Genomic DNA, 15,666 nt, shown 5'->3' with positions numbered 1-15,666 from the left:
CGGGCTACTTCGCAGCCCACTCCAGGAGCTTGTCCACCGGCCAAGTGGTGATGATGCGCTCGAGCGGGACGTTGTTTCGCTCGGCCCGTTCGGCCCCATACTGCAGGAAATCAAGCTGCCCAGGGGCGTGGGCGTCGCTGTCGATCGAAAACAGGCAGCCTGCTTCAAGGGCCAGCTGGATCAGGTTGTCCGGGGGGTCCTGCCGTTCCGGGCGGGAATTGATTTCCACCGCAACATTGTTCTCGGCGCAGGCGGCAAAGACCTCTGCCGCATCGAATTCGGACTGCGGCCGCGTCCCTCGCCCGCCTTCCACCAGGCGGCCGGTGCAGTGGCCCAGGATGTTGGTGTGCGGTGCCGTGATGCCGCCGAGCATCCTCTCCGTCATGGTCTTCCGGTCTGCCCGAAGCTTGGAATGGACGCTGGCCACCACGATGTCCAGCCTGTCCAGCATCTCCGGCTCCTGGTCCAGCCGCCCTGATTCCAGGATGTCCACCTCGATGCCGGCCAGCAGCCTGACCTTGCCGTTCTCCCCACCGGCGGCGGCATTGATGGCATCCACCACGTCGAGTTGATCCGTGAGGCGTTCGACGGACAGCCCGTTGGCGATAGTGAGGTTGGGGGAGTGGTCGGTCAGGGCCAGGTACTCCCGTCCAAGAACCTCCGCGGCGGCGACCATGGCCTCGATGGGGGATCCGCCGTCGGACCAGTCGCTGTGGCTGTGCAGGTCCCCGCGCAGGGCGTTCCGGACGCTGGCTCCGCCTGCGGCCAGGGGCGCGGCTCCCTTGTCGCGGAGGTCGGCCAGGTACTCCGGGACGGATCCCTCAACGGCCTGCTGGATCACCTGGAAGGTCCTGTCGCCAATGCCCTTCATCGATTTCAGCCGGCCGGTCCGTGCCCTGGCGGCGACCTCGTCGGGTGGCAGGCTGCCGATGGCGGCGGCGGCCTTCCGGAAGGCCTGGACCTTGAAGGTGGCGGCGCGTCCGCGCTCCAGCCAGAAGGCGATCTCATTGAGCGCTGCTACGGCATCCATCCGTCCATCTTCACCCGTTCTTCCTGTTCAGGCACGGGGTCTTTGGCCGATTTTGGATAATCCGCGACTAGGCCCTATAGTTGTGGAGTCCCGTTCGGAGAAACGCAGAGGACAAAGACGGAAAGCCTCGCTTTACGCCTTTTATTTTGTTCCGGACAGGTTCTGGCCCCCATCGTCTAGCGGCCTAGGACACCGCCCTTTCACGGCGGCGGCACGGGTTCGAATCCCGTTGGGGGTACGCAAGGAAGCTGGTCAAACAGACTAAAAAAGTCTGGTAGGCTGGAGGCCTTGAAAAAATGCGGTAGCGATACTGCAGAAGCAAGAAACGCAAGGCCCTGTAGCGCAGTTGGTTAGCGCGCCGCCCTGTCACGGCGGAGGTCGCGGGTTCAAGTCCCGTCAGGGTCGCTCTGATTGTTGGAAGCAATTCCGGCTCTCAAGGTGACTAGTCACCTAGGCTCTGTAGCTCAGTTGGTAGAGCGTTCGACTGAAAATCGAAAGGTCACCGGATCGACGCCGGTCGGAGCCACCACTGGGAAGCATCAGTTCTGCGGAACTGGTGCTTTTCTGCTTTAACGCCCAACGTCCCTGGGGCCGGCGGTCCCCGCCCTGCCCGTGGCTCAGAACCTTGTTCGCTGAGCAGAACCTTGACGGCGGAGTTTTGCGGACAAGCTTCTGATCTCCGGCAGCAGGCCCTCCCCCGGACACGGCTGCTCCCCGGTGCCGGACCTGGAACTGCGGTCCGGCTGCCGGGGAGCAGCTGAGGGGTCAATCCGGTTTACGCACCTGCTTCTGTCAGAGGAAGTACCCCGAGACGTCGGCGATCAAATGTGTGGTGCCGGTTGAGCTGTTTGTGAGATTGACCTTGCCGTTTCCGCCCAGCGGGACCGTGACGCTGTTCGGGACAATCTGCCCGGCGGCGTAGTTCACGTTGGAGGCGTTCGGCAGGTTGGCGCCGGACGGGTAGGCCGTGACGAAACCGTTCCGGGTCGGGTTGGCGACGGTCAGGTTGAAGATCGTTGCCGAGGCCGTTGCCGGGACTCCGCTCACGCTTCCGATCTGGACCGAGATGGTTCCGTTGGCAGCCACCGGGCTGCCGGACCTGGTGTCCAGGAACCGGGTGGGTGCAATCGGCTTGAACATGCCGGGAAGGGTGACTTCTCCTGACATGTAGTAACCGGAAACATCCGCGATCAGGTGGGCGGTCCCTGTGGATTCGTTGTACAGCGACACCTTTCCGTCCGCTCCCACGGGAACCGTGACCCTGTTGGGGACAATCTGGCCCTTGTCGTAGTTCAGGTTCGATGCCGTGGGGATGGACGTCCCGGAGGCATAGGCGGTGACAAACCCGTTCGAGGTGGAGTTGGCGACGGTGAGGTTGAAGGTCACTGCCGAAACGCCTGCCGGGATGCCGCTGTTGCCGCCCACCTGGAAGGATACGGTGCCCTTCGGACCCACGGGCGTTCCCGTGTTACGGGTGTCCAGGAACCTTGACGGTGCCACAGACCGGAAAGCTCCGCCGGCCACCGGTGTTCCTGCCGCGTAGTAGCCGGACACATCGGCGATCAGCTGCGCTGTGCCCAGGGACTCGCTGTACAGGGTGACCTTTCCATCCGCTCCCACCGGGACAGTGACGCTGTTGGGGATGGTCTGCCCGGTGTCGTAGTTCAGGTTGGATGCGTTGGGGCGGGTGGTACCTGAAGCGTAGGCGGTGATGAAGCCGTTGGACGTCGGATTCGTCACGGTCAGGTTGAAGGTTACGGCGGCAACATTAGTGGGAATGCCGCTGGCGCCGCCTACCTGGAAGGACACGGTCCCCTTGGGGCCGACGGGTCCGCCGCTGGTCCGGGTGTCAAGCAGGCGTACCGGAGTCATCGGCTGGAAAGCGCCCGGGTCAACGGCGGCCTTGGTCAGGCTGTAGTCGTCAGTCACCAGCGTGCCCGTGCTGAACAGGGTCAGGGCCATGCTCATGGCCGTGGCTCCCGCCGGGACCGCCGGCGATGTCCATGTGGCCTGGGTAAACGTGGACGCAGGCCCGAAGTAGGGGCTGGAGGTCCAGTACTGCCAGTTGCCGGAACCTATCCGGTAGTACAGCTCGAACTGCGTGTTGGCCGTGGAGGTGTACCAACCGGACATGGTGTACCGCTGGCCGGGTGTCACCGTAGGCGTGCACTGGCCGGTATCGAGCGGTGGCAGCACCTTTGCGTTGCCGCTTTGGTAGGAGGACACCACCAGCTGCTGCGCAGCCGTGCCGCTGTGCGCGGCCCCCACAGTGCTGTAGGTGTAGGCATTGGTACCGTAACCGCCGGGAACCCAGCAATACGGGGCATCCCCGGCAATGGGGCCAGCAGTTTCGAAGCCCGGATTGCGGATGAGGTTTCCTGACGTCAGCGGCGCCGGCGGCTGCGGCCCTGCCGCGTTGTTCTTGACCGCACCGCCGATGACCTGGTCCACCGTCTTGACGATGATCCGCCCGGCGCTCTGTTCAGCGGCCAGGAAATCGACCAGGGCGTTGAAGTTGGCCGTGGTCACGTTCAGCGGCTCGGTGTCGACCCCGACGTGGTGGAACGTGTACTGGATCCACCCGCCGCCGGGCTGTGCCTTGAGGGTCAGGTCCTCCAGGTTCTGGAGGGTCCACGTGTTGTCGACCTGGTCCGGGGCCTTCGTCAGGAAAGGGTCCGCCGGAGGGATGGTCTCAGCCAGCGGGAAGGTTTCGCTCCCGGGAGTGTGGCTGGCGATGTCGCCCAGGCCGCGGGCGCTGTTGTAGCCGCAAGTGTTGGCGATGCTTTCGATGGCCGGCGTCGAGGAAGCGTACGGATAGGCGAAGCTGGTGATGCGGAAGCCCAGGTCCCGCAGGCTGATGCGGTCGTTGCAGATTTGCCGGGTGACTTCGCCGGTATCGGCGAACGCCAGGTCCGCGTGGGTAACACTGTGGCCACCGATTTCGTTGCCCGCCGTCTGCAGGGCGAGCGCCTGGGCGGTGCTCATGTGGGAGCCGTCGGCATTCAGGTAGCCGGAGGGCACATAGAACGTGCCCTTCAAACCCTTGGCATTCATGTAGGCGGCGGCCCCGAGCTGGTCCGCGTGGGCGTCGTCGAAGGTCAGGGTCACCACGAGCGGGTCTGCAGCCTGGGCGGCAGGGGCGAGGGCGACGGTGCTGATGAAGGTGGAAAGGACCAACAGGGTTGTTCCAAGTGCGGTTCCGGCTGTCCGTCCGGTCTTGAGCGACCGGCTGAGCCTGCGGCCCGTAAACGTGGGGATTCTCCAGCGGCTCTGGGGCGGCGGAGGGGGTTTCTGCAGGGCCTCGCCTTTCGGGGCGCGCTGCATTGATCGTTCCATGCGATTTTCTCGATTCACAACAGCGGCTTGCCGGCCCACCCCCATACCCGGAAATGGCCCGTCGAAACCGTAACGGGCGTTTCTGTCTGCCATCCCAGCCACTGGCTGGCCGACTGCTCCCAAAATATATTCGCTGGGTTAATGCATCGTGAGTGTCCGCTACCTGTCTTTCGGGGCCAACCACTCTACTGCCGCGGTCCTGCCCGCGACCTGGAGGCCTGGGTGATGCCGGATGCTGCGTGAGGTTCACAACAGATTTGTCAGACATGTGAAACATTTGACTCCGAAAAAACGTTGTGGCACGCGCGCGCCTTGGGATGCGTAAGCGCTTGCATTTGTGAGTCAAACTAGGTTTTCGCGGTTCTGAAACACGGTTTGAAATGTCCCGCGGGCCTTGCCTAGCGTTGTCATCGGCCCGGACATCCCCGAATGTCAGCAGGGCCCGCTCAGGGACTCCACCCAGGTCCCGCACCCCCAATACAACGGCGTCCCCGATGACACATGCCGTGTTGCCGGGGGTCGCCGGAGTGCGGGGGCAGAGGGCAACCGCCCGTCTTCCACGAACAGTTTGTACTCCGCGAGAAGAGCAAAAATGCACAAGCACCCCCAACCACCCCGGACGCTGCGGTGGCGCACAGCTGCCGCCGCCCTGGCGGCCTCCGTTGCTGCCTCGGCATTCCTGGCCGTCCCTGCGGCGCAGGCCAACGAACCTGCCGACCCGCCGTCCACGCAGCAGCTTCCGGCCCCCACCCCGGGGTTCCCGCTGCCCAGCAAGCACTCACAGCAGGCCTTCGATCCGGCGTCGGACTTCACGTCCAAGTGGACCCGCGCCGACGCCAAGCAGATCATGGCCCAGAGCAACCCCAACGTCGCCCCGGGCCAGAACTCGATGAGTCCCGACGTCACCATGCCGGAAATCCCCGAGGATTTCCCTCAGATGAACGATGACGTCTGGGTCTGGGACACCTGGTCCCTGACGGATGAGAACGCCAACCAGATCAGCTACAAGGGCTGGGACGTCATCTTCTCCCTGGTGGCCGACCGCCATGCAGGCTACGGTTTCGACCAGCGCCACTGGAACGCCCGCATCGGGTACTTCTTCCGCAAGACCAACGCCGACCCGGCCAAGGACAAGTGGAACTACGGCGGTCACCTGTTCATGGACAACACGTCCATCGGCAACACCGAATGGTCCGGCTCCACCCGCCTGGAGCAGGGCAACCACGTGAACGTGTTCTACACGGCCACCACCTTCCACGATGTGGCGGAACGCAACGCAGGCGGCGGCGGCATCGCCCCGGACGCCGCCATCGCCAAGGCGCTGGGCAACATCCACGCGGACAAGAACGGCGTGACCTTCGACGGTTTCCAGCACACCAAGCTGCTGGAACCGGACGGCAAGATGTACCAGACCAAGGCGCAGAACCCCGGTTTCGCTTTCCGCGACCCGTACACCTTCGCCGACCCTGCCCACCCCGGCAAGACCTTCATGGTTTTCGAAGGCAACACCGCCGGCACCCGCGGCGATTACCAGTGCAAGGGCGAAGACCTGGGCTACCAGCCCGGCGACCCGCACGCCGAGAGCCTGACGGATGTCCAGAACAGCGGCGCCAAGTACCAGACCGCCAACGTGGGCCTGGCTGTGGCTGACAACAAGGACCTGACCAAGTGGTCCTTCCTGCCGCCGATCCTCTCCGCCAACTGCGTCAACGACCAGACTGAGCGTCCGCAGATCTTCATCCAGAATGAAAACGGCAAGAACAAGTACTACCTGTACACGATCAGCCACCAGTTCACCTACGCGGACGGCATGCGCGGTCCCGACGGCGTCTACGGCTTCGTGGGCGACGGCGTCCGCTCCGACTACCAGCCGGTGAACAACAGCGGCCTGGCCCTCGGCTCGCCGACCGACCTCAACCTGCCGGCCAACAACCCGAGCGGCACCATCTCGGGACAGCAGAACGGCCGCCAGTTCCAGGCCTACTCGCACTACGTCCAGCCGGGCGGCCTGGTGCAGTCGTTCATCGACAACGTCAATGGCGTCCGCGGCGGCTCCCTGTCGCCCACCGTGAAGATCAACTTCAAGAACGGCGTGACCCAGGTTGACCGCAGCTTCGGCCAGAGCGGCCTCGGCCCGTTCGGCTACCTGCCCACCAACAAGCGCATCGGTGGCGAAGGCCTTTACAAGTAAACAGACTGCGGCATCTGCCGCTCCGCCGCTGAGACAGCGGCACCGCCCAGGCGGGGATGCTCTTGGGGGCATCCCCGCCTGGGTCCTTTAACAACCGGTGGTCCAGCAAACGAAGTCCCGGGCCAGGTGGATTCAGGAGCCATCCAGCACATCGTCGCAGGCTGGGGATAGGGTTGGAAGCAACAGAAGGGGGAGTGCCTGATGGAATACCAGAACCCGCAACCCAAGCCGGGCGTCCACCGCGGGACCGAGCCGGTCCCCGCTTCCGTGCCGGGGCCTGGCCGCACCGTGATTTCCGAGACGGCGGTAGCAAAGGTGGCTGGCATCGCGGCCCGCGCCGTACCCGGGGTCTACTCCCTGGGCTCCGGCCCGTCCCGTGCGCTGGGCGCCATCCGTGACGCTGTCGGCAGCACGGACCACGCCACGGGCGTGCGGGCGGAAGTCGGCGAAACCCAGGTGGCCGTGGACATCAGCCTGGTTGCCAGCTACGGCACCCCGCTGCATTCACTCGCCAACCAGGTGCGGGCGGCGGTCTACCGTGCCGTCGAGGAGCTCGTCGGGCTCCAGGTCATTGAAGTCAACGTCGAAGTCACTGATGTCTATGTGCCCCCGCCCGTCAAACCGGCTCCGGGGCAGACCGAAAGGGAGGCACTGCTGTGAACCTAACTGTGGCAGGCATCGCCGTGGGTGCCTTCGTTGCGTTCATGTCGCTGCAGTTCGGGCTGTGGGGCTTCCTCGTCTCCCTTCTCTTCATGGCCATTGGAGCGCTCCTGGGCCGCGCGGCTGAAGGGAAACTGGACCTTCGCGGCGTCATTGACGCCATCACCGGCCGGCGATCCTCGTCATGAGCGCGCCGGCGCCGGCCGTGCCGGGGCAGGCACTCCACGGCCACAACAGGATCAGCACCCAGGCGCTGACCAGCCTCGCCAAGGCGGCCGCCGCGAGCGAGTTCGGCGTCGATGCGCAGGATGTCCGGGCAGACTGGACGGACGACGACGGGCTGCTGGCTTTGTCGCTCGTCACGCCCATCAGCGTCCCGCCGCTGCACGCTGCCGCCGACCCCGGCCGGGTCCATGCGGTGGGCGGATCCATTTGGGAGCGCGCGGTGCGGGCCAAGGCAAGCATCATGGCCGCCGTGACCGAGCTCAGCGGGGCGAGCCTTAGCCGGGTGGACATCAGGATCAGTGGCGCAAGGATCAGTGAAAGGGGACGGGTGCAGTGAGCAGCAGCGTGGAAACCCGCACCGGCGGCAACCGCAGCCCGGGCGGTCGTCACAACAACGGCAGGCATCCTGATCTGGCCAGGATCGTGCGCCGCGAAACGCACTCCTCCCGCGCCGCCGTCGCCATCGCCGCAGCGGTGCTGGTCATGGTCCTGGCCGGGTACGGACTGCTTGAGGCGGCGGTGCACGCCATCGGGCAACCGCCCTGGCTGATCGAGCCGCAGGTTGCAGCCGAGCAGCTGACGGCCCTGCCGGCAGGGATTTCCCCACTCCTGTTGGGGGCCATCGGCGCAGTCCTGGCCATGCTGGGCCTCATTTTCTTCCTCAACGGGATTGCACCGGGCCGCCGTGCCCGCCATACCCTTGCCGGAGCCTGGCACGAAGCCGGGCGTCCCGCCGTCGTGATCGACGATGAAGTGATTGCCTCGTCGCTGGCCCGCCGGGCCCGGCTCGCGGCCAACGTCATGCCGGAACAGGTCATGGTGGTGGTATCGCAGCGCCAGGTCATGGTGAACGTGCGCCCCACGTCAGGTGTGCCGGTGGATGGTGACGCGCTCCTCGCCGCCGTCCAGGACGAACTGGACCAGATGGCGTTGGATCCGCAGCCTGCCGCCCGCATAAACGTTGCGCCGTCCGGGGTGGTGGGGGCATGAACAGCACACCCACCCTGCTCAACCGCGTCCTTTTGACCCTGCTCGGCCTGAAACTGCTGGCCGTCGGGGCACTGCTGGTTCTGCTGGCCACGGTTCCGGCCGTGGCGGACTGGTGGCATTCTTGGTCCGCCGCTGCCTGGAGCGCCGCCAGCCAGGCCTTCGACGCCACGCGCTTCCCCGGCCGCCCCGAAAGCTGGCTGTGGATCGTGGTGGCCCTGGTCCTGCTGGTGGTTGTGGGCCTGATGGTCGCCTGGATAGCGCAACAGGGCAAAGGGCGCTCCAACCTGCTGGTCGCGGAAGAGGACCCGGGGGATGTGCCCGGCGACGTGCGCATCGGCGGGGGAGTTGCCGAACAGGCCCTGAAGCAGGCGCTGGCGGGCCGCCCGGACCTCGCGTCGGCCAGCGTCACGACCTACGACATCAAGGGAACCCCGGCGCTGAAAATCCGCCTGCTGCCCCGCCAGGGCGTGGCACCGCACCTGCTGGCTGAGGAAGTGGCCGGTCTGGTCGACGCCCTCGAAGCCGTGGTGGGCCGGAAGACGCCGGTCCTGATCCATATTGGGGCAGGGGCGCGGACGAGGTTTGGCCGGGCCGAACGCGTCCGGTGACGCCGCTGTGTCAGGGCGTTGGGTAGGCTTCCTGTTTCCTGAGGTAGACGGTGCAGTCCACGGGAACTTCGCGCATGGCTTCCCACTCCGGGCGGGGTTCGGGTCCACTGGACAGCACCACGGCGTAACCGTCGGGAACAGGCGTGCTGGCGAAGCCCATGTTGGCCAGGACCAGCACCTTCCTGTTGGTGAAAGCCAACACTCCGCTCCCGGGCGCGTGGGGTTCGGCCCATTCTGCGGTGCCCGTGCCCAGGTGCTCCGCCTTACGGAGCGCCAAGGCGGCACGGTACAGCTCAAGCGTTGATCCTTCCTCGCCGTCCTGCAGGTCCGCGGAGTGCGGGCCGAAGCTGTCCGGCTGGGGGAGCCACGGATCCGGGACAGTCCCGCCGGAAACCTGCGGGAAGCCGAACCCTGGCGCGTCCGCCTGCCACGGCAGCGGTACCCGGCAACCGTCCCTGCCGATTTCCGCGCCCCTCGTCCGGAAGAACGTGGGATCCTGCCTCGATTCAGCGCTCAACGTGGTGTGTTCCGGCAGTCCGAGCTCCTCGCCCTGGTACAGGTAGGCCGAACCGGGGAGGGCCAGGGACACCAGGGTGGCCGCACGGGCGCGGGCAAGCCCCAGAGCCGGATCGGGCTGTTCGTCATCGGGGCCGAGTCCCTTGGGGAACGCGGTGGGATCCGCCAGGCCGAAACGTGTGGTGTGGCGGACGGTGTCGTGGTTGCTCAGTACCCAGGTGCACGGCGCCCCCACCGATGCTGCCGCCGCCAGGGACGCCTCGATGGCTTCGGCCATCCGTTCCGCGTGCCAGCCGGCCAGCAGGAAGTCGAAATTGAAGGCCTGCTGCATCTCGTCCGGCCGCACGTAGCGGGCCAGCCGTTCCGCCGGTTCAACCCAGGCCTCCGCCACCATCATGCGGTCGGGGCCGTACGCGGAGAGGACATTGTGCCAGTCCCGGTAAATGTCGTGGACACCGTCCTGGTCGAAAAAGGGCGAGGGGGGATAGACAGGGGAGACGGCGCGGTGCGGCTCCTCGGCGTCGGTATGGGCGCCGGGGGCATCTCCGGGGCGCAGGGGATCCGGGTGGGCAGCCGTCCCTTCAACCATAGCGGCAGCCCCGTCCCAGTCGGGCAGGCCGGGTTCCTTGACCAGGCCGTGGGCAACGTCCACGCGGAAGCCGTCAACCCCCCGGTCCAGCCAGAAGCGCAGCACGGACCGCATTTCCTCCTGGACCTCGGGATTGTCCCAGTTGAGGTCAGGCTGCTTCGTGTCGAAGAGGTGCAGGTACCACTCGCCTGGTGAACCGTCTGCCGCGGTGGTCCGGGTCCAGGCCGTGCCGCCAAATATGGACTTCCAGTTGTTGGGCGGGTTGCTGCCGTCACCGGACCCGGGTTCGCGGTCCCGGCCCGCACGGAAGATGTACCGGTCGCGTGCCGCAGACCCGGCCGGGGTTGCGAGGGCCTCCCGGAACCACTCATGTTCGTCGGAGGTGTGGTTCGGCACCAGGTCTACGATGACCTTCAGGCCCCTGCCATGGGCCTCCCGGAGCAGGGTGTCGAAGTCGGCTAGGGAGCCGAAGAGGGGGTCCACCTGGCGGTAGTCCGCAACGTCGTACCCGCCGTCGGCCTGCGGAGACTTATAGAACGGCGAGAGCCAGACCGCATCCACGCCCAAGCGCTCCAGGTACGGGAGCCGGGACGTGACCCCGCTAAGGTCCCCCATTCCGTCTCCATTGCCGTCCGCGAAGGAACGCGGGTAGATCTGGTAGACGACTGCGTCCTCCCACCACTCGCGGCGGGCGGCCGGGCTGCCGGGAACGGGCGGGTTGGACATTTGGTTCCCCTTAGATAACTTTTTGATGTAAACGCTTGCATGATTGCCAGCCACCTTACTAGTGTGATGGGCACCACATCAACCTCACTTAACTACTGCAGTGTCGACTTACTTGTCTCTCAGCGAGGAGCTTCAAGCTAATGAAAACCCCTGGATTCCTTCTTCCGGTTGCCACGGCCGGCGTACTTGCCCTGTCCCTGTCCGCGTGCGCTGGAGGCGGCGGGACATCGGGCGGCGGCGGCAGCGACGCCGAGGCCAACCTCGACAGCCGCGGCCCCATCACGTACGTGCAGGGCAAGGACAACAGCAACGTTGTCCGTCCCCTGATTGAAAAGTGGAACGCGGCCCACCCCGATGAAAAGGTGACGTTCAAGGAACAGACGGACAACGCCGACCAGCAGCATGATGACCTGGTTCAGAACTTCCAGGCGAAGAATGCTGATTACGACGTCGCCAGCGTCGACGTCGTCTGGACCGCCGAGTTTGCCGCCAAGGGCTGGCTGCAGCCGCTCAAGGACAAGATGGCGATTGACACCAACGGCATGCTGGAGCCCACCATCGAGGCCGGTTCGTACAAGGGCACCCTCTACGCGGCTCCGGTGTCCTCCGACGGCGGCATCCTCTACTACCGCAAGGACCTGGTTCCCACGCCGCCGAAGACCTGGGACGAGATGATGGGCATGTGCTCCATCGCCAAGCAGAACAACATCGGCTGCTACTCCGGCCAGTTCAAGCAGTATGAGGGGCTCACCGTTAACGCTTCGGAGGCCATCAACTCCGCCGGCGGATCCGTCCTCGACAAGGACGGCAAGCCCAGCCTGAACACCCCTGAAGCCGAGGCCGGCCTGAACAACCTGGTGGAAGCCTTCAAGAACGGCAACATCCCGGCTGAAGCCATCACCTACCAGGAAGAGGAAAGCCGCCGCGCCTTCCAGGACGGCAAGCTCCTGTTCCTGCGCAACTGGCCGTACGTCTACAACCTGGCCACCACTGAAGGCTCCTCGAAGGTCAAGGACGTCCTGGGCATGGCAGCCCTCCCGGGCAAGGACGGCCCCGGTGCCTCCTCGCTCGGCGGCCACAGTGCTGCAGTCAGCGTCTACTCCGACCACAAGGCCACTTCCCTGGACTTCGTGAAGTTCCTGGTTGAGGAAGAGCAGCAGAAGTTCTTCGCGACCCAGGGTTCGCTGGCCCCGGTCCTCGGAGACCTGTACGAGGACCAGGAACTGGTGGCCAAGCTGCCGTACCTGCCGGTGCTCAAGACGTCCATTGAGAACGCCGTCCCGCGCCCGGTGACCCCGTTCTACCCTGCTGTCACCAAGGCCATCCAGGACAACGCCTACGCGGCGCTGAAGGGTGAGAAGCCCGCCAAGGATGCCCTGTCCGACATGCAGAAGTCCATCGAAACCGCCGGCGCAGGATCGTAACCAGCCATGGCTACCGAATTGGGCCCGACGCCGGTTAAGCAACCGGCGTCGGGCGCCGCCCCGGTCCACCACGGGCCCAAGGGGGTAGGCGAAGACAACAAGATCCTCAGCCAGGGCAAGTGGGCTACCTGGCTGCTGGCACCCACCATCATCGCGCTGGCCATCGTGATCGTTTACCCGATCATCAGCGCGATCGTGATGTCCTTCCAGAAGGACGCCGGGCTCGACCCCGTCACCGGACTGTTTACCGACGGCGGTCCCGCGGGCATCCAGAACTACGTGAACTGGCTCGGGCAGCAGTGCGCGGCCCAGGGCGGCGGCACCGTGGCGTGCCCGCCGGGTACCCTGGGTGGGCAGTTCTGGACTGCCACGGCAACGACGTTCTTCTTCACCGTTGTCACGGTGGCCCTGGAGACCGTGCTTGGTTTCTGGATGGCCATGATCATGGCGCGCTCCTTCAAGGGCCGCGGCCTGGTCCGTGCAGCGGTCCTGGTGCCGTGGGCTATTCCCACCGCCGTCACCGCCCAGCTGTGGCTGTTCATGTTCGACTTCAACGGCATCATCAACAAGCTGTTCAACGTGTCCATCCTGTGGACCGGCAGTGAGTGGCCGGCCAAGTGGGCGGTCATCATCGCCGACACCTGGAAGACCACGCCGTTCATGGCGCTGCTGATCCTCGCGGGCCTGCAGATGATTCCGGCCGAAGTCTACGAGGCATCCAAGGTGGACGGTGCCAGCGCCTGGCAGCGCTTCCGCCTCATCACGCTTCCGCTGGTCAAGCCGGCACTGATGGTCGCCATCCTGTTCCGCACCCTTGACGCACTGAGGATGTTCGACCTGCCCTACATCCTCACCGGCGGTGCCAACAACACCACCACGCTGTCCATCCTGGTGATCAACCAGATCAGGCAAGGGTTTAACTCAGCGGCGGCCTTGTCCACCATCACGTTCATCATCATCTTCCTGGTGGCGTTCATCTTCGTCCGCTTCCTGGGAGCCAACGTGGTGGAGCAAAGCGGCGCAACCGGTAAGGGGAAGAAATGACAACCGCAAGCGTTCCCACCGGGATGCGGCCGCAGCAGGACGCCCCGCGCAAAGCAGCCCAGAACCGGGAAAAGTGGGCAAGCGTCCGGACGTACATCAGTGCCGCCGTCATCCTGATCTGGTGCCTGGCGCCGGCGTACTGGATGGTGGTCACGGCCTTCCGCGAGGTGGGGTTCACCTACGACACCACCCCGTGGCCGACGCACATCACGCTGGACAACTTCATCACCGCCTTTGACACCTCGTTCGGCAACAAGTTCGGCCAGGCGCTGCTGAACAGCATCATCATCGGCGTGACGGTGACGGTAGTTTCGCTGGTCATCGGCGTCTTTGCCGCCTATGCCCTGGCACGGCTCAACTTCCGGTTCAAGTACCTGGTGCTGGGGTTCATCCTGGGCGCGTCGATGTTCCCCGGCGTCGCCCTGATCACCCCGCTGTTCCAGCTCTTCACCAACATCGGCTGGATGGGCACCTACCAGGCGCTGATCATTCCGAACATTTCCTTCGTCCTGCCGCTGACGGTGTACACGCTGACGTCCTTCTTCCGCGAAATGCCGTGGGAGCTGGAGGAATCCGCACGCGTTGACGGCTGCACCCAGGGCCAGGCGTTCCGGAAAGTCATCATGCCGCTGGCAGCTCCGGCCATCTTCACCACGGCGATCCTGGCGTTCATCTCCTCCTGGAACGAGTTCCTGATCGCCAGCCAGCTGTCCAACGAGGCTACCCAGCCGGTGACCGTGGCCATCGCCAGCTTCGCCGGCGCCCAGCCAAACCAGATCCCGTACACCGCCATCATGGCCGCGGGCACCATCGTCACCATTCCGCTGGTGATCCTGGTGCTGGTCTTCCAGCGCAAGATCGTCGCCGGCCTGACGGCAGGCGCGGTTAAGTGACAGGCGATGCTTCCCGGTCCCCCGCAACGGGGCCGGGAAGCCGCGGGCGGGCCAGGACCGGCGAAGACTTCGACATCATCATCGGGTTCCTCGGCTTCTGGGCCGTGGTCCTGCTGGTGGTCACTGTCTGGATGGAAGTCACGGCCCAGCCTGCCCTGGGGTGGGGACTGGGCCTGCTGGCCACGCTGTTGGCCATCTACGGCATGGTGCGGCTTCGGCGGAAGCTCCCGCCGCGCCGCTAGCCGGGGCACCCCGGCCCTCCGTGCACGGTTAACACCGCGCCTGCGCAGAATGCGAAAATACGAAGTCTTGGGGGTAACGCAGGGCGGACCGCCTTACGCTGCAAGGAGTTATTAAGGGGACACCGTGGCACGCACAACAGAAAGATCCCAGCGGGGCGGCCATAACGGAGTCAGCATCGAGGACGTGGCCGCAGCCGCAGGTGTATCGACTGCCACGGTGTCCCGGGCGGTCCGGGGCCTGCCCCGGGTGTCGCCGGCAACGCGCGAGAAGATCCTGGAGGTCGCGGGGAACCTGGGCTACGTGGCCTCCTCATCCGCCTCCGGACTGGCCACCGGCCGCACCAGGACCATCGGCGTGCTGGCACCGTTCGTGAGCCGCTGGTTCTTCTCCAAAGCCATCGAGGGCGCCGACCGGGAGCTCCACGCCCGCCAGTACAACCTCTCCCTCTTCAACCTGGGCGGCCACGGCAGCCACCGGGAACGTCTCTTCAGCAAGACCATGGTCTACAAGCAGATCGACGCCCTGTTGGTCCTCTGCATGGCGCTGACCCACGAAGAGCTGGACCACCTGCAGAAGATCGATATTCCCCTGGTGGTGGTGGGAGGGCACGTCGAGGAATGCGCCTACATCGGCATCGACGACTATGCCGCCGCATCCACCGCGGTCCGGCACCTGATCGACCTCGGCCACCGGGACATCGCGCTGCTGCACGGCGACGACGAGACGGACCTGAACTTCGACGTTCCACGGGTCCGCATCCTGGCCTTCCGGGACGTGATGACGGCGGCCGGCCTGGACATCCGCCCCGAGTGGGACGAATGGGGGGACTTCACCGTCCGCAGCGGCCAGGAAGCGTTCCGCCGCCTCTGGTCCGGCCCCGGCCCGAAACCCACGGCCATCTTCTGCGCGTCGGACGAGATGGCCATGGGGGTCATGTTCGAAGCGGCCCGGCTGGGCGTCAGCGTCCCCGCGGACCTGTCGGTGGTGGGCATCGACAACCACGACTTTTCCGACGCCGTGGGTCTGACCACGGTGGGCCAGCGGCCCGATGAACAGGCGGAACTGGCCACGAAGATGCTCCTGGACGAGCTGGACGGCCAGGAAGGGTCCGTGCAGTCCGCGGTCGCCCCGCATGAGCTCATTGTCCGGCGCACCACCGCGCCGCCGCAGCGCTGAACCGGCCCGGCGCGG

14 protein-coding genes and 3 tRNA genes are annotated in these 15,666 nt (G+C 65.5%); 14 read left to right on the top strand and 3 right to left on the bottom strand.

The window, feature by feature from the left end; genetic code table 11:
• Nucleotides 1–4: 4 nt before the first annotated feature.
• A complete protein-coding gene (locus tag AS031_RS15180) occupies nucleotides 5–1,030 on the bottom strand; it encodes a PHP domain-containing protein (protein ID WP_058268985.1) in 1,026 nt (341 codons plus the stop codon).
• Between the two features lie 165 nt (nucleotides 1,031–1,195).
• Between AS031_RS15180 and AS031_RS15175 the strand changes: the two genes are divergently transcribed.
• The 3 genes from AS031_RS15175 (at nucleotide 1,196) to AS031_RS15165 (ending at nucleotide 1,559) form a co-directional block, all read left to right on the top strand.
• Nucleotides 1,196–1,268 (top strand) — tRNA-Glu (locus AS031_RS15175).
• Between the two features lie 93 nt (nucleotides 1,269–1,361).
• A tRNA-Asp gene (locus tag AS031_RS15170) sits at nucleotides 1,362–1,435 on the top strand.
• Between the two features lie 48 nt (nucleotides 1,436–1,483).
• A tRNA-Phe gene (locus AS031_RS15165) sits at nucleotides 1,484–1,559 on the top strand.
• A gap of 263 nt (nucleotides 1,560–1,822) precedes the next feature.
• Here the strand turns inward: AS031_RS15165 and AS031_RS15160 are convergent.
• On the bottom strand, nucleotides 1,823–4,366 hold the full coding sequence (locus AS031_RS15160) for a polysaccharide deacetylase family protein (protein WP_158505832.1): 2,544 nt from the start codon (nucleotides 4,364–4,366) through the stop codon (nucleotides 1,823–1,825).
• Between the two features lie 592 nt (nucleotides 4,367–4,958).
• Between AS031_RS15160 and AS031_RS15155 the strand changes: the two genes are divergently transcribed.
• From AS031_RS15155 to AS031_RS15130, 6 genes are all read left to right on the top strand, one after another.
• On the top strand, nucleotides 4,959–6,557 hold the full coding sequence (locus AS031_RS15155) for a glycoside hydrolase family 68 protein (RefSeq protein WP_058268983.1): 1,599 nt from the start codon (nucleotides 4,959–4,961) through the stop codon (nucleotides 6,555–6,557).
• 201 nt (nucleotides 6,558–6,758) lie between these two features.
• On the top strand, nucleotides 6,759–7,217 hold the full coding sequence (locus AS031_RS15150) for an Asp23/Gls24 family envelope stress response protein (protein ID WP_058268982.1): 459 nt from the start codon (nucleotides 6,759–6,761) through the stop codon (nucleotides 7,215–7,217).
• Complete coding sequence (locus AS031_RS15145) at nucleotides 7,214–7,405, top strand: hypothetical protein (protein WP_058268981.1); 192 nt, start codon at nucleotides 7,214–7,216, stop codon at nucleotides 7,403–7,405. Before AS031_RS15150 ends, AS031_RS15145 begins: the two co-directional genes overlap by 4 nt.
• The gene (locus AS031_RS15140) at nucleotides 7,402–7,779 is read left to right on the top strand and encodes a hypothetical protein (RefSeq protein WP_058268980.1); all 378 of its coding nucleotides are present in this window, start codon (nucleotides 7,402–7,404) and stop codon (nucleotides 7,777–7,779) included. Before AS031_RS15145 ends, AS031_RS15140 begins: the two co-directional genes overlap by 4 nt.
• On the top strand, nucleotides 7,776–8,432 hold the full coding sequence (locus AS031_RS15135; protein ID WP_058268979.1) for an Asp23/Gls24 family envelope stress response protein: 657 nt from the start codon (nucleotides 7,776–7,778) through the stop codon (nucleotides 8,430–8,432). The genes AS031_RS15140 and AS031_RS15135 overlap by 4 nt, the downstream gene beginning before the upstream one ends.
• On the top strand, nucleotides 8,429–9,040 hold the full coding sequence (locus tag AS031_RS15130) for a hypothetical protein (RefSeq protein WP_058268978.1): 612 nt from the start codon (nucleotides 8,429–8,431) through the stop codon (nucleotides 9,038–9,040). The genes AS031_RS15135 and AS031_RS15130 overlap by 4 nt, the downstream gene beginning before the upstream one ends.
• A gap of 10 nt (nucleotides 9,041–9,050) precedes the next feature.
• On the opposite strand, the gene AS031_RS15125 is transcribed toward AS031_RS15130, so the two are convergent.
• Nucleotides 9,051–10,871, bottom strand: a complete 1,821-nt coding sequence (locus AS031_RS15125; RefSeq protein ID WP_058268977.1) for a glycoside hydrolase family 13 protein — start codon at nucleotides 10,869–10,871, stop codon at nucleotides 9,051–9,053.
• Between the two features lie 140 nt (nucleotides 10,872–11,011).
• Here AS031_RS15125 and AS031_RS15120 point away from each other — a divergent pair, with 140 nt between their 5' ends.
• The 5 genes from AS031_RS15120 (at nucleotide 11,012) to AS031_RS15100 (ending at nucleotide 15,651) form a co-directional block, all read left to right on the top strand.
• Entirely contained in the window at nucleotides 11,012–12,295 is a 1,284-nt protein-coding gene (locus AS031_RS15120; RefSeq protein WP_058268976.1) for an ABC transporter substrate-binding protein, read from the top strand.
• Between the two features lie 6 nt (nucleotides 12,296–12,301).
• Nucleotides 12,302–13,339 (top strand): carbohydrate ABC transporter permease, encoded by a 1,038-nt coding sequence (locus AS031_RS15115; protein ID WP_058268975.1) that lies wholly within the window; start codon nucleotides 12,302–12,304, stop codon nucleotides 13,337–13,339.
• Nucleotides 13,336–14,232 (top strand): carbohydrate ABC transporter permease, encoded by an 897-nt coding sequence (locus AS031_RS15110; protein ID WP_058268974.1) that lies wholly within the window; start codon nucleotides 13,336–13,338, stop codon nucleotides 14,230–14,232. The genes AS031_RS15115 and AS031_RS15110 overlap by 4 nt, the downstream gene beginning before the upstream one ends.
• Entirely contained in the window at nucleotides 14,229–14,474 is a 246-nt protein-coding gene (locus tag AS031_RS15105) for a hypothetical protein (protein WP_058268973.1), read from the top strand. Before AS031_RS15110 ends, AS031_RS15105 begins: the two co-directional genes overlap by 4 nt.
• Before the next feature lie 124 nt (nucleotides 14,475–14,598).
• A complete protein-coding gene (locus AS031_RS15100) occupies nucleotides 14,599–15,651 on the top strand; it encodes a LacI family DNA-binding transcriptional regulator (protein WP_058268972.1) in 1,053 nt (350 codons plus the stop codon).
• Nucleotides 15,652–15,666: the final 15 nt, after the last annotated feature.

The organism is Pseudarthrobacter enclensis, from assembly GCF_001457025.1.
Lineage (GTDB): Bacteria > Actinomycetota > Actinomycetes > Actinomycetales > Micrococcaceae > Arthrobacter > Arthrobacter enclensis.
This window is presented reverse-complemented; position numbering and strand designations above follow the sequence as displayed.